General features: G+C 69.1%; 6 protein-coding genes. 3 read left to right on the forward strand and 3 right to left on the reverse strand.

All coding sequences use genetic code 11. From position 1 onward, the window contains the following. Positions 1-99 precede the first annotated feature (99 nt). Positions 100-1,707 carry a carboxyl transferase domain-containing protein gene (locus K0M70_RS05760; protein WP_290780477.1) on the forward strand — a complete coding sequence of 536 codons (1,608 nt, stop codon included), beginning with the start codon at positions 100-102 and terminating at the stop codon, positions 1,705-1,707. A gap of 9 nt (positions 1,708-1,716) precedes the next feature. Here K0M70_RS05760 and K0M70_RS05765 read toward each other — a convergent pair whose 3' ends face one another. Genes K0M70_RS05765 through K0M70_RS05775 form a run of 3 tightly spaced genes read right to left on the reverse strand, consistent with a single transcriptional unit; the run spans position 1,717 to position 4,032 of the window. Beyond that, the gene (locus tag K0M70_RS05765) at positions 1,717-1,956 is read right to left on the reverse strand and encodes a DUF6587 family protein (RefSeq protein ID WP_290780479.1); all 240 of its coding nucleotides are present in this window, start codon (positions 1,954-1,956) and stop codon (positions 1,717-1,719) included. Next, positions 1,953-3,800, reverse strand: coding sequence for a ferrous iron transporter B (locus tag K0M70_RS05770; RefSeq protein WP_290780481.1), 1,848 nt, complete (start codon positions 3,798-3,800; stop codon positions 1,953-1,955). Before K0M70_RS05770 ends, K0M70_RS05765 begins: the two co-directional genes overlap by 4 nt. After that, on the reverse strand, positions 3,790-4,032 hold the full coding sequence (locus K0M70_RS05775; protein WP_290780484.1) for a FeoA family protein: 243 nt from the start codon (positions 4,030-4,032) through the stop codon (positions 3,790-3,792). The genes K0M70_RS05770 and K0M70_RS05775 overlap by 11 nt, the downstream gene beginning before the upstream one ends. Before the next feature lie 123 nt (positions 4,033-4,155). Here K0M70_RS05775 and K0M70_RS05780 point away from each other — a divergent pair, with 123 nt between their 5' ends. Together K0M70_RS05780 and K0M70_RS05785 are read left to right on the forward strand one after the other, a co-directional pair. Further along, the gene (locus K0M70_RS05780) at positions 4,156-4,947 is read left to right on the forward strand and encodes an enoyl-CoA hydratase-related protein (protein WP_290780487.1); all 792 of its coding nucleotides are present in this window, start codon (positions 4,156-4,158) and stop codon (positions 4,945-4,947) included. Next, the coding region (locus K0M70_RS05785) for a biotin carboxylase N-terminal domain-containing protein (RefSeq protein ID WP_290780489.1) at positions 4,947-6,093 on the forward strand (1,147 nt) is incomplete at its 3' end. The genes K0M70_RS05780 and K0M70_RS05785, both read left to right, overlap by 1 nt.

Genomic DNA, 6,093 nt, shown 5'->3' on the forward strand with positions numbered 1-6,093 from the left:
CGCGACGCAAGTCGCGCCCGTTTTCTTTTGTGCGGCCCACGCTAGGCTGGGCTGGCCCCGGAACGTAAACTCGACGCCTTCACCAGCCAGCGGCCGCCCATGCCCATCATCACCAGCCAGATCGACACCCGCGCCCCGGAATTCCAGGACAACGCCGCGCAGCTGCGCGCGACCGTAGCCGACTTCGAGGCCCAGCTGACGAAGGTCGCCCTGGGCGGCGGCGACAGCGCCCGCCGCAAGCACACCGAGCGCGGCAAGCTGCTGCCGCGCGACCGCATCAGCGCGCTGCTCGATCCCGGCTCGCCCTTCCTGGAGCTGTCGGCCATGGCCGCCGGCGGCATGTACGACGATTCCGCGCCGGCCGCCGGCGTCATCACCGGCATCGGCCGCATCCACGGCACCGAAGTGGTGGTGGTGGCCAACGACGCCACGGTCAAGGGCGGCACCTACTTCCCGATGACGGTGAAAAAGCACCTGCGTGCCCAGGAAATCGCCCTGGAGAACCACCTGCCCTGCGTCTACCTGGTCGATTCCGGCGGCGCCTTCCTGCCGCTGCAGGACGAGGTGTTTCCGGACCGCGAGCACTTCGGCCGCATCTTCTACAACCAGGCCCGGCTCAGCGCAAAGAACATTCCGCAGATCGCCGTGGTGATGGGCAGCTGCACCGCCGGCGGCGCCTACGTGCCGGCGATGTGCGACGAGTCGATCATCGTCAAGGACCAGGGCACCATCTTCCTGGGCGGCCCGCCCCTGGTGAAGGCCGCCACGGGTGAAGTGGTGGACGCCCAATCCCTGGGCGGCGCCGACGTGCACACCTCGGTGTCGGGCGTGGCCGACCACCTTGCCGAGAACGATCCGCACGCGCTGCAGATCGCCCGCGACATCGTCAGACACCTCAACCGCCGCAAGACCCTGCCGGTGGCCGTACAGCCGCCCAGCGAACCGAAGTACGCGCCCGAAGAGCTGTACGGCGTCATCCCCAGGGACACCCGCAAGCCCTTCGACATCCGCGAAATCATCGCCCGCGTGGTGGACGGCAGCGAGTTCCAGGAGTTCAAGGCGCGCTACGGCAAGACCCTGGTGTGCGGCTTCGCGCATATCCACGGCTATCCGGTGGGCATCGTCGCCAACAACGGCATCCTGTTTGCCGAAAGCGCGCTCAAGGGCACGCACTTCATCGAGCTGTGCAACCAGCGCGACATCCCGCTGGTGTTCCTGCAGAACATCACCGGCTTCATGGTCGGCAAGAAGTACGAGAACGCCGGCATCGCCAAGGACGGCGCCAAGATGGTGACCGCCGTGGCCTGCTCGCACGTGCCCAAGTTCACGGTGGTGATCGGCGGCAGTTTCGGCGCCGGCAACTACGCCATGTGCGGCCGCGCCTACGGCGCCCGCTTCCTGTGGACCTGGCCCAACGCGCGCATCAGCGTGATGGGTGGCGAACAGGCGGCCAGCGTGCTGGCCACCGTGAAGCGCGACGGTATCGAAGCTGCGGGCAAGGCCTGGAGCGCCGAGGAAGAAGAAGCGTTCAAGGCGCCCATCCGTGACCAGTACGAGCGCCAGGGCCACCCCTACTACGCCACCGCGCGCCTGTGGGACGACGGCATCATTGATCCCGCCGACACCCGCCGGGTGCTGGGCCTGGCCCTGTCGGCCAGCCTTAACGCCCCGATCGAGAAAGAGCGCTTCGGCGTCTTCCGGATGTAGCCCGGCGGGCTACTTGCAGGCCTTGCAGCTCGAGCAGCCGCTGCCGCAGGCCGCCTGCGTGGCCTGCATTGGCGGCCGCAGGGCGAAGCCCACGCGCTTGAGCCACGCGGGCCGCCCTTCGCGCTCAAGCGCATACGAAACCCGCGCCTGCGCCTGCCAGGCGCCGCGCGGCCACAGCTGGCGCAGCAGCGACAGCGCCGCCCACGCCACCACGGCCGCCACCACCAGCCCCTGCAGCAGCGCGCTCACAGCAAAGCCGCCGCGGTCTGGTAGGTGATGAAGGAAGCCAGGTACGCCAATGCGAACAGGTAGAACGTAGCGATACCCGCCTGCTTCCAGCTGTTGGTTTCGCGCTTGATCACGGCGATCGTGGACAGGCACTGCGGCGCGTACACGTACCAGACCAGCAGCGACAGCGCGGTGGCCACCGACCAGTCGGCCGCGATCAGCGGGGACAGCGCCTGCGCTGCGGCGTCGTCGCCGCTGGCGGAAATGGCGTAAACCGTCGCCAGCGCGGCCACCGCCACTTCACGCGCGGCCAGGCCCGGGATCAGGGCGATGCAGATCTGCCAGTTGAAGCCGATGGGCGCGAAGAACGGCTGCATCCAGTGGCCGATGCGCCCGGCCAGACTGTAGTCGATCGCCGGCCCCACCGCGCCCTCGGGCGGCGACGGATACGACGACAGGAACCACAGCAGCACCGTCAGCGACAGGATGATGCCGGTGACGCGGCGCAGGAAGATGCTGGCGCGCTCCCACAGTCCGATGGCCAGGTCGCGCAGCTGCGGCAGGCGGTAGCCCGGCAGCTCGAGCAGCAGCACGTGTTCGCCGTCGTCGCGGCGCAGCGCCTTGATCACCCAGGCCGCACCCAGCGCGCTGACGATGCCCGCGGCGTACAGCGCGAACATCACCAGGCCCTGCAGGTTGAACACGCCCAGCACTTCCTGGCGCGGGATGAAGGCGCTGATCAGCAGCGTGTACACCGGCAGCCGCGCCGAACAGGTCATCAGCGGCGCCACCAGGATGGTGGTCAGGCGGTCGCGCGGGTCCTGGATCGAGCGCGTGGCCATGATGCCGGGGATGGCGCAGGCGAAGCTGGAAAGCAGGGGAATGAACGAACGCCCGGTCAGCCCCGATGCGCGCATGGGACGATCCAGCAGGAAGGCCGCGCGCGGCAGGTAGCCCGATTCCTCCAGCGCCAGGATGAAGGCGAACAGCAGCAGGATCTGCGGCAGGAACTCCACCACCGTGCCCAGCCCGGCGAACAGGCCGTCCTGCACCAGGCTGCGCACCGGCCCTTCAGGCAGCCATTGACCCAGCTGCGCACCCAGGCTGGCGATGCCGCCGGCGAACAGGTCCTGCACCGGCGCCGCCCAGGCGAACACGGCCTGGAACATCAGGAACATCACCCCCGCCAGGATCACCAGCCCGAACACCGGGTGCAGCAGCCAGCGATCCAGCCGGTCGTCCAGCCGGTCGGTGCGTTCGGGCATGGTGACGGCTTCGGCCAGCAGCGCGGCCACCTGGGCATGCAGGTCGCTGTCGTCGTGGTCCTCCACCGCGCCCGGCGCCGGAGCCGTTTCGTCCAGGGCCGCCAGCAGGGCCTGCGTGCCGCCGGTCTTGATGGCCACCGTTTCGATCACCGGCATGCCCAGTCGCTGCTGAAGCAGCGCGGTGTCGATGACGATGCCGCGGCGCCTGGCCTGGTCCATCAGGTTCAGCACCAGCAGCATCGGCTGGCCCAGGCGCCGCAGCTCCAGCACGAAGCGCAGGTGCAGGCGCAGGTTGGTGGCGTCCACCACGCACACCAGCAGGTCCGGGCGCGCCTCGCCCACCAGCGTGCCGCGGCACAGGTCGCGGGTGATCGCCTCGTCGGGGCTGTTGGCGTCCAGGCTGTAGGCGCCGGGCAGGTCGAGCACGCGCACGCGGCGGCCCGCGGGCGTGTTGAACTGCCCTTCCTTGCGCTCGACCGTGACGCCAGCGTAGTTGGCGACCTTCTGCCGGCTGCCGGTAAGGCGGTTGAAGAGCGCCGTCTTGCCGCAGTTCGGGCTGCCGACCAGCGCTATGTTGAGCGTGGCGGACTCAGCCGTCATTTCGCCTCAGGCGGATGCGCGCCGCTTCACCGCCGCGCATCGCAAAGCGGGTGAAACCCACCTGCACCAGCAGCGGGTCACCGCCCATCGGGCCGCGCGTGAGCAGTCGAATGGCTTCGCCGGCGACGAAGCCCAGGTCGCGCAGCCGGCGCGCAACGGCGTCGCCCGGGGCAACGTCCTGCACGCTTTCGACGATGGCGTCGGAACCGGAAGGCAGATCGGAAAGCAGCATGGGAACATTCCGTTAATGCGAATGATTCTCATCATAAACCCTATTCCCCGCCAGCGATAGCCGCCCTGCTGCCGGGTTCGTGGGGTCAGCCGCTATCATGGCGCCCTGCCCCCGGGGGATCGCATGACCCAAACCATTCGCCTGGACCACCACCGCGCCGTCGCCACCCTCACGCTGGCCCGCCCGTCGGTCCACAACGCGTTCGACGACGGGCTGATCGCCGAACTCACGGCCGCACTCGAAGCCCTGGATGCCGACGACACCGTGCGCGCCGTGGTGCTGACCGGCGACGGCAGCACCTTCTCGGCCGGCGCCGACTTGGGCTGGATGCGCCGCATGGCGCAGGCCAGCGAGGAAGAAAACCGCGAGGATTCACTGCGCCTGGCCAAGCTGATGCGCACCCTGAACTACCTGTCCAAGCCCACCCTGGCCAAGGTGAACGGTTCCGCCTACGGTGGCGGCGTCGGCCTGGTGGCCTGCTGCGACTACGCCGTGGCGGCCGAAGGCGCGAAGTTCTCGCTGTCGGAAGTGAAGCTGGGACTGGTGCCCGCCGTGATCTCGCCCTACGTGGTGGCGGCCATCGGCGGCCGCCACGCGCGCCGCCTGTTCACCGGCGCCGACGTCATCGACGCGCCGGACGCGCTGGCCATTGGCCTGCTGCACGCCGTGGCCCCCGCGGGCACGCTGGCCGATGCGGTGGACCGCACCCTGCACTTCTGGCTCAAGGGCGGCCCGCTGGCCCAGCGCGAAGCCAAACAGCTGGCCCTGCGCAGCGCCGGCATGACCCGCGCCGCCTCGGAAAAGCAGGACGCCGAAAACGCCGCCCTGATCGCCCGCCTCCGCGTTTCGCCCGAAGGCCAGGAAGGCCTGGCTGCCTTCCTCGACAAGCGCGCCCCGAACTGGATTCCGAACTGATGTTCACCAAGATACTGATCGCCAATCGCGGCGAGATCGCCTGCCGGGTGATCCGCACCTGCCGCCGCCTGGGCATCCGCACCGTGGCCGTGTATTCGGAAGCCGACATGGCGTCCCAACATGCGCGCCTGGCCGACGAAGCCTGGCCGATCGGCGGCCCGCGGCCGCAGGACAGCTACCTGCGCAGCGACGCCATCATTGAAGTGGCCAGGCAGTCCGGCGCGCAGGCCATCCATCCGGGCTACGGCTTCCTGTCCGAGAACGCCGACTTCGCGCAAGCCGTGGAAGCCGCGGGCCTGGTGTTCATCGGACCCAAGGCCGCGTCAATGCGCAAGATGGGCAGCAAGGCCGGCGCCAAGCAGCTGATGGCCGAGCGCGGCGTGCCCGTGGTGCCCGGCTACACCGGCGAAGACCAGGACCCCGCGCACCTGCAGCGCGAAGCCGACCGCGTCGGCTACCCGCAGATGATCAAGGCCGCCCATGGCGGCGGCGGCAAGGGCATGCGCATCGTGCACGACAGCGCCGGCTTCGCGGCCGCGCTTGAATCGTGCCAGCGCGAAGCCGCCAGCGCCTTCGGCCGCGACCGCGTGCTGATCGAGCGCTATATACGCGAACCGCGCCACATCGAAATCCAGGTGTTCGGCGACAGCCACGGCAGCGTCATCCACCTCAACGAACGCGAGTGCTCGGCGCAGCGCCGCTACCAGAAGGTGGTGGAGGAATCGCCCTCGCCCTTCCTCACGCCCGAACTGCGCGCGCGCATGGGCGCCGCCGCCGTGCAGGCCGCGCACGCCATTGATTACGTCAACGCCGGCACGGTGGAATTCATCGTCGGCGCGGACGGCGATTTCTACTTCATGGAAATCAACACGCGCCTGCAGGTGGAGCACCCGGTGACCGAACTGGTGACCGGCCTGGACCTGGTGGAATGGCAGCTGCGCATCGCCGCCGGCGAGCCGCTGGCGCTGCGACAGGACGAAGTACGCAGCCATGTCCACGCCATCGAAGTGCGCCTGTACGCCGAATACCCGTCGCAGAACTTCCTGCCCGGCTCGGGCAAGATCGAAACCCTGCGCCTGCCCGAGCCGTCGGCGCACGTGCGGCTGGACGCGGGCGTGGTGGAAGGCGACACCGTCACCATCTTCT

The organism is Arenimonas sp. (assembly GCF_019459675.1).
Classification (GTDB): domain Bacteria; phylum Pseudomonadota; class Gammaproteobacteria; order Xanthomonadales; family Xanthomonadaceae; genus Arenimonas.

Coding starts and splice junctions, on each gene's coding strand:
- K0M70_RS05780 (WP_290780487.1), top strand. CDS start 4,156: ATGACCCAAACCATTCGCCTGGACCACCACCGCGCCGTCGCCACCCTC.
- K0M70_RS05770 (WP_290780481.1), bottom strand. CDS start 3,800: ATGACGGCTGAGTCCGCCACGCTCAACATAGCGCTGGTCGGCAGCCCG.
- K0M70_RS05760 (WP_290780477.1), top strand. CDS start 100: ATGCCCATCATCACCAGCCAGATCGACACCCGCGCCCCGGAATTCCAG.
- K0M70_RS05775 (WP_290780484.1), bottom strand. CDS start 4,032: ATGCTGCTTTCCGATCTGCCTTCCGGTTCCGACGCCATCGTCGAAAGC.